The sequence below is a fragment of the Bacillus cereus group sp. MYBK216-1 genome (genome assembly GCF_051916495.1).
GTDB lineage: Bacteria > Bacillota > Bacilli > Bacillales > Bacillaceae_G > Bacillus_A > Bacillus_A thuringiensis_K.
Map to the genome: position 1 here is coordinate 572240 of NZ_JBQAGT010000003.1, position 19380 is coordinate 591619.

Consider the following 19380-nt stretch of genomic DNA (forward strand, 5'->3'; position numbering starts at 1 on the left):
AAAATAGAAAGTGAGGAAAAAAGTATGAAATCTCTGTATGCAATTGATGTAGGAATTGGCTTTACCAAAAGGGCATATCGACAGGATGTAGATTCTGAGATGACGATCAAGAGTGAAGCTTCCACACTAGCCCCTGTACCTAATCATGCTGAAAGTGAAGATTTAACAAAGGTAAGTTTTATAGACTTAGATTTTGCATACTATATGGGAAATGAAGCACATCAATCTGACGCTTCGTTTCTTCCTCCATTTGACGAAGAAATAGAAAATTATTATGAAAGCGAACGATTTAAACAACAAATATTTGGTTGCATTGCAAAGGATTATAAAGAAAATGTCGTGTTACCTCTAGTTGTTACCGGGCTTCCCATCACTTGTTTTGGTAGTCAGCAGGAGCAATTACAACGTGCACTAAAAAAAGAAACTTCCGTGCAAATTGATGGGAAATTTATTAATATTACGGTGGAAAATGCTTTGATTCTTCAGCAACCGGTCGCTTTACATGCCTATTTCTTAAAAGAGGGAATCATTCAGGAACGAGATCGCATCTTAATTATTGATGGCGGATTTCGTACATTAGAAATGACAGATATGAAACAGAATCTCATTTTAAATCATTATGAGACGGAACTAGGATGTAGCAAGCCTTTGAAAAATATTAAGAATATCGTGCAGAATCATACGGATGAAAGTAATCAATTGCATATTAACGACATGCCAAACATATTAGAAAAAGGATATGAATGTCGAGAAGAAAATCATGAGACAAGTCAGGTTCATACTTTGATTCAAAAAGAGTTGGATGCACATTTCCAAGACGTCATGCGTGTATTACAAGAACAATTTAAGTTAGAACAGTATGATACTATTATTTGGACAGGAGGAATAGTAGATCTCCACAAAAAACGAATTGAAAAAATGCAAGGTGAAATTTCTTCTTTCCGTATGGTAGACGCTTCGAAAGAGGCTGCACTTCATGGATACTACATTATTGGGAGTCAAGTATTTGAAGACATCACAAATCAATCTGCATATGAATCCAAATTATAATAACGACTGAAATGGAGTTCGTTGAATAGACGTGCCAAATTATGTAGCTTCTTTTCCACATATAATAAATTATTTATAAGAAAAGATAAAAAGTGCTTGTATAGAGGAAATGTTTAAAATTGAGAATAAAAATAACTAATATATAGGGGGTCTTTCTTTTAAAAGAATAAGACCTCCTATGCCATTTATTATCTAAACACTTTTCCTCCAAGATATGAATACCTACATACAAATTTCATATTACGGATATGATTCGATCAAACATAAAACTATTTAGAAAGGAAGAATAATATGGAATGCATAAAAATGACGAAATGGAGTTGGTATCATGTGAAAACTAGTGAGCTTGAAAAACTTTCTTCTATAATCCCTCGTGATATAACATCTTATTTCTCTCAATTTGTAAAGAAAATAAGTTCTCCTTGTGAAAATGGATTATATGTTTATACGTTATCACCAAGTCAAACTTGTGTATATGGTTCGTTTTTATATGATCAAGATAAAAAGGAGGCCAAAATTCAAAAATTTCTTCATTATTTCGTAGCTCATGGAATACTGATAACAGTTCAGGAAAAAGAGGAAGAGGACTTCCAAAAATTAATACATAATTTCCCTATGGGTACAAAAAATTGTAACACTTCCGCTGAAGGATTATGTGCTATCTTATCAATGTTTATATCTCATTATTTGCGAAAGGTTGACTACTTTGAAAACAATTTCAGAAATGTATTATGGGATTTTTATCATCATAATAACATAGCAGTTTTAGAAAGGATTTATCATATTCGTCATGAATTATTTATGAACACACATGTGTTTCGCTTAATACAAGAAGTGTTACAAGGATTGGAGGAAGCTTGGTTAGAAAAACTAACAAGCACCCTTTGTTATAAACAAACACACGTAAAATTAGAGCGTGGATTACAACTTGTTAAAGAGTACCAAGAAGAATTAGACACGATGATTCATTTACAAGAAGTTGTTTCTTCTCATCGTGGGAATGAAATTATGAAAGCTCTTACTGTATTAACTGCTGTGAGTACGCCTTTGACAGCCTTAGGAGCATTATGGGGTATGAATTTTAAATACATGCCTGAACTAGAATGGAAATATAGCTATTTAATCGCTCTCTTATTTATTATTTTCACAACAGGGGGTATGTATTTGTATATGCGGATAAAAGGATGGACAGGTGATTTATTACGAGTAAAGAAAAAAAAATCTTTTTTTAAATCAAATTAATCTTGTTTTATAAAACATATGATAGATATATGGTTAGTAATATTTATTAATTGGGGTAGTGCCATATCCTCACCAAGTTAAAATTTTGATGTCCCCGCAATGATAAAAATGGTGAATATTTATATGAAAGATTAGAGCTCTCCTTCTTGTAAGAGAGCTCTAATCTTTGTTTAAAAACTATATTATATACATAGGCAGACTCATCATCTGAAATTTGTTCCGATTCAATTTAGAATATGACAAAAGAGAACTTGCGTTAGACAACAAGCTCTCTTTAAAAGAAATAACGTAATTGAGATACTTATATAGTAACAATTGTTTTCTTCTAATTCCATATGTCTTATGTTGAGAAATAAATTATAAGTGGCTTGATAACGCTAAAATGAATGATTGACATAATATTTTGACGATAATATAATAAATCTCGAATTCAAGATAACTTGTAAAGGATTGGGAATTATGAGCGTGATTAACGATGAGAGCCTATATTTAAAGTTATTTGTTATATTATGAAGGGAATTACAGTCAATCACTAAATGTATTGCAAAGGATATAAAAAATTATGGACTTAATCCAACTGAATTTGCAGTGCGTGAGCTACTATACAGTAAAGATAATCAGCTTATACAAAAACTTGGAGACAAAATATTACTTGCAAGTAGTAGTATCACGTACGCGTCAAATATTTCAGAAGGTATTGAATTAATGGACACTATTTTTCCTCAGCATAAAGGGGGATTCGGCAAATATTTGATAGTTTGGACTATATGGAGAAAAAATGATAATTAAACAGTTGAAAAAGTTAGGATGTTACACACAGAAATTGTAAGTTTTTAGAGGTTATTTCTGCTTAGTAATATCCTAATTAAATATAAATTAAATAAATAGGAGGAAAAATTAATAAATAGTAGTAAATTTATTGTAATGCAAAGTAAATAAATTATGTAATTGCAATTGATATAGTAAGAAAGATAGTTGTTATGTTAACGATATATATATCGTCCTTTTCATTATAAATCTTTCATAAAGCGGAGAGTGGGTATCAAGAATGGAATTACGTCATTTAGAGTATTTTATTCAAGTTTGTAATAATAATAGTTTTACTAAAGCTGCGGAAGTTCTAGGTATTTCACAGCCGACTTTAAGCCAACAAATCCGTGTGTTAGAAGGTGAACTTGATACACCTTTGTTTCATCGAGTTGGAAGAGGTATCAAAATGACAGAAGCGGGTAAGCTGCTATTTGATAAAGGAAAATTTATCATGCAACAATTTGATGAAGTTTATAATGAAATTTTTGAATTAAAGGGTGTAAAAAGAGGGGTAATTACTATAGGTGGTTTATTAGAGGATCTCACTTATTTAACACCTTATATTATGAAGTTTCAACAACATTATCCCAACATCGTAGTGAAAATTATAGAATCCGAAGTTGCTGTAAATCAAATCGTTGATAAAAATATTGATATAGGCATCACACGTAGTGCTCAAATTCCAGAGACATTAACAAGCACCCTTTTGTATAGAGAAGAGCTTGTCCTTGTCATTCCAAAAAATCATCCTTTGAATGAAACATCATTTGTTTCTTTTCGAGAATTAGTAGGGCTCAGTAGAATAATGGTTTCATGTAGTTGTCGTGAATCTATTAAAATATATTGTGAGAGTTTAGGGTTATCTTTATCTGAAGCAAATATAGAAACAAAATCTTCTATTTCTCTATTGAGCCTTGTATACAATGGACATGGGGTTGCCATAATACCTCTTTCACTGGTTAACTTTGTTAATAATGATACTTTGAGCATAGTTCGTATTATTGACCCGACACCAAGTCAAGATATTAATCTTATCCACTTTGATGATAAATTTTTAAGTTTTGCAGCACGTATCTTTATGCAGAAGTTAAATAATCCTGAAAAAGCATTAGTATAATAAAAATAATAATGATTATAGTGTGAGGATTAAACATGATACATAATTCTTGGGAGAAGACCTAAATTACAGTCAAAGGGCATTGGCTTTATATGTGTGGTGTGATCGATTCAAATGGGAATATCATTGACTTTTACTTAAGGGAAAAAGGGCAGACTTTGCAATGAGAGAAGGCTGTTAAAAATAAGTCAAGTTAATTAATTAGCTCTTCGATTTTATCACATAGTAATAGATTCCATTAGGGAGATATTGCTATTTCTTTTTACATATCCTTATTGCATAAAGAATACCACCGGCATTATACCGGTGGTTTTGACTTAGAAAGCAAAGCAAGTACAACCAATACCCCATTTAGTTCCATCTTTTCCTATTACGGTATGAGTGTGTTGATGGAGAGGGTTACTGTAACTATGTAACTTGTGATCATGGGCATCGTGAGAAAGTATAGTGTGGGCTAGGTTAGCACCACCATAACCATAAACTCCCGTCGGTGACCAATCAGGTGATGCTGGTGGCAATTCAGGTGATAAATTTTTAAATTCATCATTTCCATAAACAACCTGCCCACCCATAATGGTGAGTAATGATTCAAGGTTCTTGATTTCTTCTTCTGGCACAGTAAAGTAGTCAGCAGACAATACAGCAAGATCAGCAAACTGACCTACTGCAAGGGTTCCTTTTTTACCTTCATCACCAGAGAACCACGCACTTCCTTTTGAATATAATTCCAGGGCTACTTTTCTATCAAGTTTATTTTTTTCATCGTATATCGAAAGTCCACCAATGGTTTTTTCGGCAACCATCCAGTAAAGAGCGACCCAAGGGTTATAGCTGGAAACCCTAGTTGCATCACTACCGGCGCCAACAGGTATACCTAGGTCTAACATACGATAAATCGGAGGAGTACGCTTTGCAGCTTCCTTTCCGTATAAATCAACAAAGTATTCACCTTGAAAAGCCATGCGGTCTTGGATGGCAATACCACCATTTAAAGCTATTTCCTTGAAATACATTTATGCATTTTGTTTACTAAGATCTCGCTGCGCGCCCATATAGCTTCCAATTATATTTTGATAGCCTGGAAGATTGCTAGCAAGCAAATTGCCAAAACCTTCGACATCGTTGCGCCAATCACGTTGTAATTCGCAAGCTACGCTAAACCAGTTCATAAGTTGCACACCACTATGTGCCATACGAGTATTTGCAGCATCTGCTACTTGTTTACTGAAAGTTCCTGAAGCATCAGTAACAGCAAATACTTCATATCCAGCTTTTATAGCGGAAAGTGCAGGGAAAGCAACACAAACGTCAGTAACTACGCCCGCGATGATAAGTTGCTTTTTTCCAGTTTCTTCGATTGCTTTTACAAAATCATCATTATCCCATGCGTTAATTTGTCCAGGTCGAGCTATTTTTGGTACATGAGGAAAGAGATCAACCAATTCTTGCATTAAAGGTCCGTTAGGCCCGTTTTCAAAACTTGTTGTTAAAATAACTGGTAAATCAAAAAACTTAGCAGTATGAGCAAGAGCTAGAACATTGTTCTTGAATTCATCAACACCATAGTCACGTACTAGTCCGGACATAAGACCAGTTTGATGATCTACTAAAAGCACGACAGCATCATCTTTGTTAATACGAGAATAGAAATCAGTCATTATGTATTCCTCCTAAAAATTAAGTAATCGAAGAAAGTTTAAATAGTCGAATACTATCATAAGTTTCTTCGTTTATAACTAAGCTGACCAATAATATTGGTTATAGCAGCATTCACAGAACATGAAGTGCTATACAAATTTATAGTATTTGAAAACTGATTAATTAATCAATTCTAAATTATCTATAATTTGTATAGGTCGTAACTATAGTTGTTTTCACTATAAAATAGATTGGTTTTACCTATACATCCTATAGATAGAACAATATTGATAGTCACCTATTTTTGTTATTACAATTGAATATGAGTAATGTTCAGTAATTATTTTATGATGAAAAAGGTATTAGAGGGGGGATTGTTCCAAAAGGAGAAAATGAATGCATTGGAACAATAGAGTTTCATACTTAGAGTTCACAACATAAAGGTGCATGAATAGGTTATGAGATTCATCCGAGTTATTGAAGAAAAGGATACATATTAGAATATTTTTTGGAGGTAGAAGCATGGCTAAAATTACTGTAGGAACCGAAAATCAAGCACCAATTGAGATATATTATGAGGATCATGGCACAGGAAAACCAGTTGTACTAATTCATGGTTGGCCGTTAAGTGGTCGATCTTGGGAATACCAAGTTCCAGCTCTTGTTGAGGCTGGATACAGAGTTATAACGTATGATCGTCGAGGATTTGGAAAATCATCTCAGCCGTGGGATGGGTATGAATATGATACCTTTACTTCTGATTTACATCAACTATTAGAACATTTAGAGCTTCAAAATGTCACACTTGTTGGTTTTTCTATGGGTGGAGGAGAGGTAGCTAGGTATATTGGGAAATATGGAACCAATAGAGTAGAGAAGGCTGTATTTGCAGGAGCTGTACCACCATTCCTTTACAAGTCAGCAGATCATCCTGAGGGTGTATTAGATGATGTAGCAATTCAAGGATTTGAAAATGGAGTAAAAAGTGATCGCCTAGCATTCCTTGATGAGTTTACGAAAGGATTTTTTGCTGCTGGAGATCGAACTGACTTAGTTAGTGAACCATTTCGACTTTACAATAGGGATATCGCTGCAGGTGCATCACCTAAAGGAACACTAGATTGTATCGCTGCTTTCAGCAAAACAGACTTCAGAGGCGATTTAGCTAAGGTTAATATACCTACCCTTATTATTCATGGTGATTCAGATGCGACTGTACCATTTGAATATAGTGGGAAATTAACACATGAAGCAATTCCTAATTCTAAAGTAACGTTAATAAAGGGTGGTCCACATGGGCTAAATGCAACGCATGCCAAAGAATTTAATGAAGCACTCCTATTATTTTTAAAGGACTGATTATAACTATATAATTGTTAATTGATAACTTATAAACAAGTTAAAATAAAGCTTTATAAAAGATGCTCTTGGATAAATCTAGGAGCATCTTTTTAAATGGTGATATTGAGATGTTAGATTGATAAATCTCCAGTAGTTTTGGATTGAATATTCTTCTTAACAGCTAAAATGTATTGATTAGAGTTTTTTAGATTTCTTAGAAGTATTGTTATATTACTATCAAGATAATATTTTGAATAATCCTCAAAAAAAGAAATGTTTTGTCAGAAAATAATAAAATTTTATTAATTTTTATAATTAGTTGAATTTTTATAGAAATAATTCTCTTAATATATTAAAATAACATCGTATTATGTCAGATTTTAATTATTAGGGGAGAGAAATTTTATGTTGAAAAAAATCATTCCAGTTGCTTTAGCAATAAGTACAGTTACTTTTACTAGTGTATTTGCTTTGCCTTCAGTACAAGCGAGTACAGAACCAAACCGCTACATAGATGTGCAAATGCTCGGTATTAACGATTTTCATGGGCAACTAGACACGGTAAAAAAAATTAACAATAAAGATGCAGGGGGAATTGAGTACTTAGGGGCTTATTTACGTAATCGTGAAAAACAAAATCCGAATACATTAAAGGTACATGCTGGCGATGTTGTTGGAGCAAGTACTCCTGTTTCAGCATTATTACAAGACGAACCTACGATTGAATTTCTAAATGATTTGAAATTCGATGTTGGAACGATAGGAAATCATGAATTTGATGAAGGTGTTGCGGAAATGAACCGCCTTATTTATGGTGGATACCATGAGAAAACAGGGAATTTTAAAGGAGCAAAATTCCCATATGTTGCTGCGAATTTCTATAATAAATCCACCGGGCGTCTATTTTTACCACCATTCACTATAAAAAAGGTACAAGGAGTGCCTGTTGGATTCATCGGAGTCGTAACAACGGATGTTCCTAACCTTGTTATGCCTACTATGCTAAAGAATGTAGAAATTACAGATGAAGTTGAAGCTATTAACAAATCCGTAAAGCAATTAAAAAAACTAGGCGTTAAATCTATCGTTGTTCTTGCACATAACGGAGGTACAACAGATGGGAACGGAGTAACAAATGGTGATATCGTCCGATTAGCAAATGAGACTGATCCAGAAGTCGATGTTATTTTTGGTGGCCATAGCCACACTTATGTAAATGGAACTGTTAATAATAAACTTGTCGTACAAGCAAATTCATATGGTATGGCTTTTGCTGATGTTGATGTAAAGATTGATCGTAAGACACAAGATATTGTTGAGAAAAAAGCAGAAATTGTTACAACTTACCATGAAGGCATGGAGCCTGATAAAAAAATAAAGAAGAAGATGGAGAAATATCAAGCAAAAATCGCACCTCTTGTTAATGAAGTTGTAGGTAAGTCTATTGCTCCACTAGATCGTAAACTCAATACGGCTGGTGAATCTACTCTCGGAAATTTAGTTGCTGATGCCCAGCGTGCAACAATGCAATCTCAAATTGCACTTATGAATCCTGGTGGTATTCGTAATGACTTAGATGCTGGTGATATTACATGGGGAGAGATATATGGTATTCAACCATTCGGAAATCAATTAATAAAAATAAATTTAACAGGTCAAGACATTCGTGATATTTTAAATCAACAATGGCAAAAAGATATAACAAGAATGCTTCAAATTTCAGGTATCCAATACACTTGGGATGCGAACAAGCCTAATGGAGAAAAAGTAACAAGTATTCGCTTAACAAATGGAGAAGAAATCATTCCTTCTAAAACTTACAGCGTCGTTGCTAACGCATTTCTAGCTTCAGGTGGAGATGGATTTGTATCCTTTAAAAACGGTAAAGATGCTGAAACAGGACCAACTGATTTTGAAGCATTAGTAGATTATATAAAAAAATCAAAAGAACCAATTCAGTCTATTATCGATGGAAGAATTCAACAAATAAATTAGTTTTTATTAATCTCAAAAACAACTAGATTACCTGTGCGCTATACTCTTTAGTGTGCAGGTAATCTAGTTTTTTGATTTGAAATAGTCTAACTGTGGCCAATGGGTATACCGTCTAGATGCAGAGTACCGAAAAAAATGAAGTGAACAAAAAATAACCCCTAAATTAACTCTATGATAAAGAGACTACAAACAATCAAAATTTGGAACTTCATATTAACCACGTTAATAATACATACTGAAATTGAATACTTTAGATAACATCATTTATAACGAATATCTATACATTATAATGTTATGCAATGAGGAATTTACACTACAATGGATTGAAGCTTATGTAGTTTTATATTCGTATAAGTGAATTAAGAATTTCTTAAGAACCTATTAAGAAATAAGTGAGTTTTAGGAATTAGAATAAATGTATCTTAACAGTAATAAGAAAATGAATGTTTTAAATGGAAGTTGGCAGAGTATGTCAAAAAGCTATAAGTAAATATTTCAGGAGGTTTTTTATGAAAAAGAAAATAATTATTGCAATTGTTGCTTCTGCTATAACAATGACTCATTTTGTAGGAAATACTTATGCAGATTCGAAAACAGAGGTTTCTGTTACAGCTCCCTACAATATAAATCAAATAGTGAAATGGTTAGAAGCACATGCAAAGCCTTTAAAAACAACTAATCCAACTGCATCTCTTAATGATTTGAAACCACTTAAGAATATGATAGGTTCAGCTTCAATTGTAGGTTTAGGTGAAGCTACGCATGGGGCTCATGAGATTTTTACAATGAAACACCGCATTGTTAAGTATTTAGTATCTGAAAAGGGCTTTACCAACTTAGTTTTAGAAGAGGGATGGGACAGAGCTTTGGAACTTGATCGATATGTTCTTACTGGAAAGGGAAACCCAAGCCAACATTTATCACCTACATTTAAGACGAAAGAAATGCTAGATTTACTTGATTGGATTCGGCAATATAATGCTAATCCAAAACATAAATCGAAAGTACGTATCATTGGGATGGACATTCAATCAGTAAACGAGAATGTCTATAATAGCATAATAGAATATATTAAAGCGAACAATTCAAAACTGTTGCCTAGAGTAGAAGAGAAGATAAAAGATCTTATTCCTGTAACAAAGGATATGAATACTTTTGAAAGCCTTACGAAAGAAGAAAAAGAAAAGTATGTTTTAGATGCTAAACAAATTAGTGCTTTATTAGAGGGAAATAAAAGCTATTTAAATGGAAAATCTAAAGAGTTTGCATGGATAAAGCAAAATGCTCGTATTATTGAACAGTTTACTACAATGTTAGCGACACCTCCTGATAAACCAGCGGATTTTTATTTGAAACATGATATTGCAATGTATGAAAATGCGAAGTGGACTGAAGAACATTTAGGGAAAACCATTGTATGGGGACATAATGGACACGTTTCAAAAACAAATATGCTTCCTTTTATATATCCTAAAGTAGCTGGGCAGCATTTGACAGAATATTACGGAAAAAGATACGTATCTATTGGAACGTCAGTTTATGAAGGACAATACAATGTTAAGAATAGCAATGGTGAATTTGGCCCATATGGAACATTAAAATCGGATGATCCAAACAGTTATAACTACATTTTTGGACAGGTCAAAAAAGATCAATTTTTTATTGATTTACGTAAGGCGAACGGCGTGACAAAAACTTGGTTAAACGAACAACATCCAATTTTCGCTGGAATAACTACCGAAGGGCCTGATATACCAAAAACTGTTGATATATCATTAGGTAAAACGTTTGATATACTTGTTCAAATTCAAAAAGTGAGTCCATCTCAACTACATCAATAAATTTAGAATAATGTACCTTAATGACAACTTGAGAAGTGTTTCATATAACACTATGAAATTTGTTTTATATAGCAAGAAGAATAATCGTATTAGAAAAAATCAGCAGTTTAACCTGTTAAGAGTAAAACGAATCTTCAATATGTAAAGCGCAAAAAACACTGAAACGAAAAGCATCGGTGTTTTTTGCGCTTTTGGGCACAGATGCTACTTCGATCCTATTGTAGAAGTGATTTTGTATGTAAGGAATTTGTAAGGAATAGGTAAGGAAAAAGAGATTTTCATTGTGTAGGATAAAAATATAAGGAGGCGTGAAGGGGGGAACAAGTACGGCCTACATATAAAACAAATAATCAGTAACAAGAGTGTTTTGTGAAAATAATGAGTACAATGATTGCAAATGCATTGTTGCCTTTTCATCATTGAGAGAATGGATAGCTGTGTGGTTCGTATATGACACTGCTATTAACTATCTATATAATTTAAATAGAAGAGAGGAATTCTTTATGAAAACACGCAGTAAAATTACATGTGCAAGTCTAGCACTTTTAATAGGTGGAAGTTCCCTGTTATACATAACACCAACATCAATTGTAAAAGCAGAATCTACGCAAAATGTATCTAGTTCGTTACAAACAAGTACGAAAAGCGATCGTACTTCCGTTAAGAAAGCAATACGGGATGAACTGCAACTTGGATACCCGGGAATACTCGCTCAAATTTCTAAGGGTGGTAAAACTTGGAGTTATACCGCTGGGGTAGCGGATCTGAAAACTAAGAGACCAATGAAAGCAGATTTTCGCTTTCGCATTGGCAGTGTGACGAAAACGTTCATTGCAACGACTCTACTTCAATTATCTGGAGAGAATCGTTTGAATCTAGACGACTCCATTGAAAAATGGTTGCCTGGTGTCATTCAAGGAAACGGATATGATGGTAACCAGATTACTATCCGGCAAATATTGAATCATACAAGTGGTATTGCTGACTATATAAATTCAAAAGACTTTGATATAACGGATATAAAAAAATCGTACACGGCTGAAGAATTCGTAAAGATGGGGATTTCACTTCCCCCAGACTTTGCACCAGGAAAGGGTTGGTCTTATTCAAACACAGGATACGTATTACTGGGAATCCTTATTGAAAAAGTAACTGGCAACAGTTATGCCGAAGAGGTTGAAAATCGGATTATTGAACCGCTTGATTTGTCAAATACATTTCTACCTGGCAATTCAAGCGTGATTCCAGGTACCAAGCATGCACGTGGCTATTTGCAACTAGACGGAGCGAGTGAGCTAAAAGACGTTACTTATATTAACCCAGGTAGCTCGGATGGAGATATGATTTCTACTGCTGACGACTTAAACAAATTCTTCTCTTACTTACTAGGTGGCAAATTACTGAAGGAACAGCAACTAAAACAAATGCTTACTACAGTTCCTACAAATAGAGAGGGAACTGGATATGGTCTTGGAATCCTTGAAATTAAGCTTTCGAACGGTGTCTCGGTATGGGGACACAGAGGTGCCGTTCCAGGGTTTTCCACTTTTGTTGGTGGAACACTTGGAGGTAAACATACACTCGCTATCAATTCGAACAGTTTAAACATTAATAACCCGGAATTTTTTAAAAACATTTTACTTGCTGAATTTAGCAAGTAGACAAAAAGGAAAACTGGATAAATTTATCATTTGCAATTTCAATAGGAATGGATTAACACTTGAAATGAGTATAGGGGGGCATTAAGTATCTAGAAATAATCAAACCAATAATGAGAGATTGCTAAGTAAAAGGATTTGTTTATATATTCTATTCTCTCCAGCCGATTAAAAAAGTAACAGATATAATGAGTGATTATTATGTATACATTATTGCATTTGTGTTGGTATCGTCACTGATTATAAAATTGTATAAGGTGCGAAGTCTAATTTATGACTTCGCACTTTTGCTGTTTAACAGCCATTATTACTAAGCTATTAATAATAGAAAAAAGGAGAATGTAACTAGTTATGCAGATGAATCTTGGCACAGGCGTTATGTAGGAGGTTTTGCTGAGAATAAATTTAGAAGAATATATGAATTAGAGACATGAAGGCTGAAGTGAATTTTAGTAGTTTTTATGTTCATGAGTTACTTGAAATTCTAGCTGTTTTGTATGCATAGTTTTTCCCACCGTGATTGATAGTGCATAGATATTATTCTTATTATTATATATATATTACCGAGTATGCATTAAGTGAGATTTTTTTAGAACTAAATACAGTGCCATCCCCTAATGGTGAAAATGGTATTTGAATATTGTAGGGCTCTTAAGTATTTTTTAGATTTTTAAAGCCCGGTCATTTTAACCAAAATTTTCATAGAAATACCTTTGAAAAGAACGTAAGTTCGTATATAATAAGAACGAATGTTCTTTTGTTGGGAGTGATAACCTTGTATGATTATTCTCTTTTACCGAATCGTATTATTCTTTGTGTAGACCTTCGTAGCTTTTATGCAAGCGTATCATGTATTAAAAAAGGACTTGATCCAAGATATACAAAATTGGCTGTCGTAGGGGATGTGAATCAGAGCGGATCAATTGTATTAGCAGCAACACCGCCATTAAAAGCGTTAGGAATAAAGAAGATGGCTCGTTTGTACGAAATACCGAAGCGACCAGATATTATTATTGTGAATCCAATTATGCATACGTATATGAAATGTTCAACTTTCATAACGGGTTTGGCTTTGCAGTATGTCGCGCCGGAAGATTTTCATCAATATAGTATCGATGAATTTTTTATGGATATGACTGCAAGTATTCATTTGTTTGCCAGTAATCCGCGCGAATTCGCATTAAAGTTCAAGCGAGAAATATATGAACGTACAAGGATTGAAAGTACGATTGGTATAGGGCCTAATTTATTATTAAGTAAAGTAGCGATGGATGTAGAAGCGAAGAAGAATAGGGATGGAATAGCGCAGTGGACGTATGACGATATACCCGAGAAGTTATGGAGTATTAGACCGCTCAGTAAATTTTGGGGTATATCGTATAAAACAGAGATGAAATTGAATCGAAAAGGTATACATACCATTGGAGAATTAGCTCAGTATCCTTTGAAATATTTAAAGCAATCATTCGGTGTAATAGGAGAAGAATTACATCTACATAGTAACGGAATTGATTTTAGTAGAATAGCAGAAAAATACGTTCCAGCAACAACATCTATAGCGAAAAGCCAAATATTATTGCGTAATTATTCGATAGAAGAGTTCATAGTTATTTTATTAGAGCATATAGAAGAGGTTTGTTATAGGTTGAGACGAGAAAAGAAATGCGCGCAAACAATTCATTTTTCAGTTGGATATAGTAAGGAATACGGTGAGGGAATAAAAAAGGTACATACGTTAAATAGAGCAACAAACTTAACGATGGATATTTATAATGTTTGTACATATTTTTTATATGAACGCCATACAGGAGAGCCGATTCGATCAGTAAGTGTTTCATTAACAAACCTTATTAATGAAGGGGAAGAGCAAATTTCGCTTTTCGATAACATTATACAAAGAGAAAAAGAAATACGATTAACGAAAGTTATGGACGAAATTCGAACACGATTTGGTAAGAATAGTATTTTACGAGGTGTTTCTTACACAAGCGTCGCAACAGCAAGATATAGAAATACATTATTAGGAGGGCACAAATCGTGAAGAATGTTAATATGCCAAAAGGAAGAGGTATGGTAAAGTGGCAACCGTTTGCCAGTATGCCGGAGCAGTTCGCAGTTATTAAAGAAATGGTAAAGGAGCAAACGAAAGCCTCGCGTCCAACTGTAACGCAAGATGCAAAAGAAATGATTGAAAATAAGCTATTAATTTCATTTTTAGGTGAGGAAGAGGTTTTACTTACATATTATAAAGATGGTTATTTATATAAAAATTACATAACAGTAGTGGATATTAATCCATTAATGGAGACGATCACTTGTACGGATAATAAGCGCACTTTTAAGTTTTTTGATGTAATTGAGATTGATTAAAGTATATTTCTATGCAGCAGGCGTATTTTTTTAGCCTACTGCATAGAAAGGTCAGTTACAGTATTAGGCTTATACTAAAAATAAGATACCCTTTATTACCATTGACGATAGTTGCATTTTAGATGAAAGAATGTGGGGAAACACCCCCCGTTAACAATAGAATTAGCATTAACATTAACAGCAGTTATAGGGTTTCTTAAAATTATGCATATCAGTTGTTAGAGGGTGCGATATTTATTTAGAAAAAGCCGTTTTAGATACTAATAGATATAATTAAGAAAAGACTTAATGACTAAAGAAAATAAGCATTTTACACTTCAATTATAATAGGGAGGATCATTGGTTTTCTTTTTGTATGTGAGTATATAAAGTGACCAAGTGATTCTCGTATTTCTCTTTTTAGAACATTCCATTGATTAATATGTGCTTTTTGTAATCTGTTGACAGTTTCTACAACTAATTGATTAATTTTATTTAAGAAATCTTCTGAGTCCCGAACATATACAAACCCACGAGAAATTGTATCAGGGCCAGAAATTATTTTCTCTTCTGTTTTACTCAAGGTTATAACTATTACAAGCATACCATCTTCAGAAAGTTGTTTGCGATCGCGCAATAAGGCGTTTCCAACATCTCCAATACCTAAGCCATCTACATATATATTACCCGCAGTTATACGTCTTGTTTGCATAGCAGTTTGATTTTTAATATCAACAACATCTCCATTGCCGATAACATAAATATTATCTTTCTTGACACCAACAGATTCTGCCAATTGACGGTGATGATGTAACATTCTAAATTCACCGTGTATGGGAATGAAATATTTAGGTTTCATTAAAGTAAGCATCAATTTTAATTCCTCTTGATATGCATGTCCAGAAACGTGCATTCCTGTTGAACTTCCAGATCTATAAATAACATTTGCTCCTAATAGATATAAGTTATCTATAATACGTGAAACATTACGCTCATTTCCTGGTATGGGGGATGCAGACAAAATGACTGTGTCACCTGGTAAAATATCAACTTGTCGATAGTTGCCACTAGATAATCGGGACAGAGCAGCCATAGGTTCACCTTGACTACCAGTGCAAAGTATAGCGACTTTTTCGGGTTCCATTTGATTAATCTCATTTGCTTCGATTAACATGCCTTCAGGTATATTCAAATAGCCTTGTTCTAAGGCGACAGAAACTACGTTCACCATACTTCTTCCGAGGAGGGCAAGCTTTCTATTTGTTTTTAAAGCGGCATCTACTATTTGCTGTACACGATTCACATTAGAAGCAAAGGTAGATATAATAACTTTGCTGTGAGCCTTTACAAAGGCTTCTTCAATTTTTTCGCCTACTAATCGTTCTGATGGAGTAAATCCAGAACGTTCGGCATTCGTACTTTCTGAGAGGAGAGCTAAAACTCCGTTACTTCCGATATTAGCCATTTTGTGAATGTCTGGATATTGATTGTTTATGGGAGTCAAATCAAATTTAAAATCACCTGTATGGACTACTGTACCTTCTGGTGTATGAAAAGCAATCCCGAGGCAATCGGGAATACTATGATTTGTTTTGAAAAAAGATAGGTTTATCTGTCCGAATTCAATTAAAGACTCAGAGTCAATAACAATTAACTGTGTCGAATCTTGAAGTTTATGTTCTTTTAATTTAATGCCGATTAAGCCTAAGGTTAATTTTGTTGCGTAAATTGGTACATTCAATTGTTTTAAAAAATACGGAATACCTCCAATGTGATCTTCGTGTCCATGTGTAACAATTAAACCTCGAATTTTATCTTTATTTTCTTGTAAATATGTAACATCAGGTATTATTAAATCTATGCCTAATAAACTCTCGTCAGGAAACTTAGAACCACAATCAATGATTACAATGTCATCTGAATATTGTATGACATACATGTTTTTACCAATTTCATTAACGCCACCTAAAGCAAAAATAGATAGTTTATCATTTATTATACTCAAATGAATATCCTCCTCTTAAAACAAATTTACTTGAATCTATGTAAAGGTTTGTAACCAACTATTCATTAATAGTTGGTTACAGTTATCTCAAAGACCCATATCTTTTAATCCAGGACTATGCTCATTTGGCATTTCAGGAAGTTCTGGTACAGGAAAACCTTTTGGCGGGTCAGTTACTGCTAATATTCCTTTGTTTCTACTTGGTGATTCACCTTGGAATATTTCTCCTATTCTTGTTGGATCTAAGCTAAAATTAAATTGTGCGTTATGGAATCCCATGTCTACATACTTTCTGCACTCTGGGTATTTATTAATATCATAGTTCGGCACAGGGAAGAGTTTCCCCCATTCAACACCCAATGTCTCTAAAGCTTTTGCGAAAGCATTTTGATGAGCATTATCACGTACAATTAAAAATGCAAGTGTTTCTCTAAAAGTTTGATTGGAACTCATTTCATAAATTCGAGTTTTTTGAAGTACACCTGTAGATTCAAGTACTACGTTATCTAATAAATCGCTAATTAAATTCCCATGACTATATACCCAAGATCCATTCCATGGGTTGCCAGCTGCATCAACAGGCAATGAACTTTGAGCACCTACAATAAAGTGGTGAGGATTTGCATGTTTAACCGCTTCATCAAGTGGTGCGTTGTCAACACCAGCATTTCCTGGCGTAGGTTCACCAGATCCAGTTAATAGTTGATTAATTGTATGTTGTACAAGTTCTACATGGCTTATTTCCTCTAAAAAAACACCTCGAAGTAAATCGCGATATTGCTTCTCTTTACCTCTAAAATTTGAGCTTTGGAAGAAGTATTGCATCATTGTACGCATTTCGCCATAATGCCCACCTAATATTTCTTGTAAAACTTTTGCGGCAGCTGGATCTGGCTTGTCCGGCTTGATAATATTAATCAGTTCTTCTTTATAATAAAACATGAAGTACACCTCTTTTAAGTTAGTTAACATTGTTATCGTGTCCGCTAATTGGTTACTTAATACTCAAATTCATTTTTTTACCAATAAATCATGATCTCAAAATGCAAATTCTTTTGGAAATAACTATTTTCGATATGAGATGAAAATGGGGGAATAGCTACTTACAATTTAATAAAAAAGATAAGATTACGGAGTGTAATCTTATCTTTTTATTAAGAATAATAAATTGTATCTTCAAGGTTTTAAAATGACTTTTATACAATCATCTTCACGATTATTAAAAATTTGATAACCATAGCTCGCTTCTTCAAGGGGGATTTTGTGTGTAATAATCTCTTTTGGATCGAATTCTTTGTTTATTATTTTTTCAAATAGTTCCGGCATAAAATGAATAACAGGTGCTTGTCCCATTTTAAGGTTAATATTTCTAACCCAAAATGCTCCGAGTGGAAATGCATTATAATTGCCACCATAAACGCCAGTCATTTGAACCGTTCCATATTTTCTTACGGCTTTCGTAGCGATTTGAATAGGGCCGAGAGTTCCGCCTTGTAATTTTAATTTTTGTTCTAGAAATTCTAGTGGCGATTTTTTTCCATCCATGCCCACGCAATCAATGACTACATCGGCACCGCCATGTGTGATTTCCTTTAAATGTTCTCCCATATCGGGGAATTTTGTAAACTCAAATACCTCAACATTGTTAATCTTTTTTGCATAATTTATACGATAATCTAAGTAATCGACTGCGATTACACGCTTAGCACCTTGCATCCAAGCAAATTTTTGTGTCATTAATCCAACAGGCCCGCAACCAAGGACGATAACAGTATCACCTGGCTTAACACCAGCGTTTATTACACTCCAATAGGCTGTTGGCAAAACATCGGATAAAAACAGTAAAGATTCATCTTCAAGTTCGCATGATTCTGGTATAACAAATGGAGTGAAATTTCCAAAAGGAACTTTTAAATATTCTGCTTGTCCACCTGGATGGTTACCAAATTTCTCTGTATAACCAAAGTATCCACCAGAATCATAATGAGGATTGGAGTTATCACATTGGCTTTCCATTTCATGTTGGCAATAAAAACAATGTCCACAAGAAACGTTGAAGGGGATGACAACACGATCTCCTTTTTTCACTTTAGTAACATCTGGACCAACTTCTTCAACAATGCCCATTGGCTCATGACCAATAATGTAACCTGGAGGTAAAGGCATGTTGCCCTGATATAAATGTAAATCAGAACCGCAAATAGCAGTTGAAGTAATTTTTACAATAATATCATCTTTTTTCTCTAACTTTGCATCATCAACCTGTTTAACTTGTACTTGGTTTGGTCCTTGATAGGTTACAGCTTTCATCTCATATCTCCTTAGGAATCATTT

The 19380-nt window shown here is 33.9% G+C and carries 13 protein-coding genes and 2 pseudogenes; 10 read left to right on the top strand and 5 right to left on the bottom strand.

The features are described 5' to 3' along the window. Positions 1–24: 24 nt before the first annotated feature. From ACTFRH_RS13130 to ACTFRH_RS13145, 4 genes and pseudogenes are all read left to right on the top strand, one after another. The gene (locus tag ACTFRH_RS13130) at positions 25–1050 is read left to right on the top strand and encodes a ParM/StbA family protein (protein WP_000839438.1); all 1026 of its coding nucleotides are present in this window, start codon (positions 25–27) and stop codon (positions 1048–1050) included. A gap of 291 nt (positions 1051–1341) precedes the next feature. Then, positions 1342–2292: a magnesium transporter CorA family protein gene (locus ACTFRH_RS13135; RefSeq protein ID WP_440048741.1), complete on the top strand. Its 951-nt coding sequence runs from the start codon at positions 1342–1344 to the stop codon at positions 2290–2292. Positions 2293–2751: 459 nt separating this feature from the next. Then, positions 2752–3121: pseudogene (locus tag ACTFRH_RS13140) on the top strand (MarR family transcriptional regulator). 219 nt (positions 3122–3340) lie between these two features. Further along, positions 3341–4219 carry a LysR family transcriptional regulator gene (locus tag ACTFRH_RS13145; RefSeq protein ID WP_000423210.1) on the top strand — a complete coding sequence of 293 codons (879 nt, stop codon included), beginning with the start codon at positions 3341–3343 and terminating at the stop codon, positions 4217–4219. A 317-nt stretch (positions 4220–4536) separates the two neighbouring features. Here the strand turns inward: ACTFRH_RS13145 and ACTFRH_RS13150 are convergent. After that, positions 4537–5214, bottom strand: a pseudogene (locus ACTFRH_RS13150) (amidohydrolase family protein); the annotation flags it as partial. An 18-nt stretch (positions 5215–5232) separates the two neighbouring features. Beyond that, entirely contained in the window at positions 5233–5877 is a 645-nt protein-coding gene (gene ycaC / locus ACTFRH_RS13155; protein ID WP_000129304.1) for an isochorismate family cysteine hydrolase YcaC, read from the bottom strand. A 502-nt stretch (positions 5878–6379) separates the two neighbouring features. Between ycaC and ACTFRH_RS13160 the strand changes: the two genes are divergently transcribed. From ACTFRH_RS13160 to ACTFRH_RS13185, 6 genes are all read left to right on the top strand, one after another. Next, on the top strand, positions 6380–7216 hold the full coding sequence (locus tag ACTFRH_RS13160) for an alpha/beta fold hydrolase (RefSeq protein ID WP_001074309.1): 837 nt from the start codon (positions 6380–6382) through the stop codon (positions 7214–7216). Between the two features lie 387 nt (positions 7217–7603). Next, complete coding sequence (locus tag ACTFRH_RS13165; protein ID WP_000913748.1) at positions 7604–9193, top strand: bifunctional metallophosphatase/5'-nucleotidase; 1590 nt, start codon at positions 7604–7606, stop codon at positions 9191–9193. 509 nt (positions 9194–9702) lie between these two features. Next, positions 9703–11034 carry an erythromycin esterase family protein gene (locus tag ACTFRH_RS13170; protein ID WP_000726825.1) on the top strand — a complete coding sequence of 444 codons (1332 nt, stop codon included), beginning with the start codon at positions 9703–9705 and terminating at the stop codon, positions 11032–11034. Positions 11035–11471: 437 nt separating this feature from the next. Beyond that, positions 11472–12695 carry a serine hydrolase domain-containing protein gene (locus ACTFRH_RS13175; RefSeq protein ID WP_003301822.1) on the top strand — a complete coding sequence of 408 codons (1224 nt, stop codon included), beginning with the start codon at positions 11472–11474 and terminating at the stop codon, positions 12693–12695. A 772-nt stretch (positions 12696–13467) separates the two neighbouring features. Next, complete coding sequence (locus tag ACTFRH_RS13180; protein ID WP_000272622.1) at positions 13468–14733, top strand: Y-family DNA polymerase; 1266 nt, start codon at positions 13468–13470, stop codon at positions 14731–14733. Continuing rightward, positions 14730–15062, top strand: coding sequence for a YolD-like family protein (locus ACTFRH_RS13185; protein WP_000800256.1), 333 nt, complete (start codon positions 14730–14732; stop codon positions 15060–15062). The genes ACTFRH_RS13180 and ACTFRH_RS13185 overlap by 4 nt, the downstream gene beginning before the upstream one ends. Before the next feature lie 310 nt (positions 15063–15372). On the opposite strand, the gene ACTFRH_RS13190 is transcribed toward ACTFRH_RS13185, so the two are convergent. From ACTFRH_RS13190 to ACTFRH_RS13200, 3 genes are all read right to left on the bottom strand, one after another. Then, positions 15373–17046: a ribonuclease J gene (locus ACTFRH_RS13190; protein WP_000022523.1), complete on the bottom strand. Its 1674-nt coding sequence runs from the start codon at positions 17044–17046 to the stop codon at positions 15373–15375. A gap of 87 nt (positions 17047–17133) precedes the next feature. Continuing rightward, positions 17134–17988, bottom strand: a complete 855-nt coding sequence (locus tag ACTFRH_RS13195; protein ID WP_000500354.1) for a manganese catalase family protein — start codon at positions 17986–17988, stop codon at positions 17134–17136. A 234-nt stretch (positions 17989–18222) separates the two neighbouring features. Further along, positions 18223–19356, bottom strand: coding sequence for a zinc-dependent alcohol dehydrogenase (locus ACTFRH_RS13200; RefSeq protein ID WP_000649073.1), 1134 nt, complete (start codon positions 19354–19356; stop codon positions 18223–18225). Positions 19357–19380 lie beyond the last annotated feature (24 nt).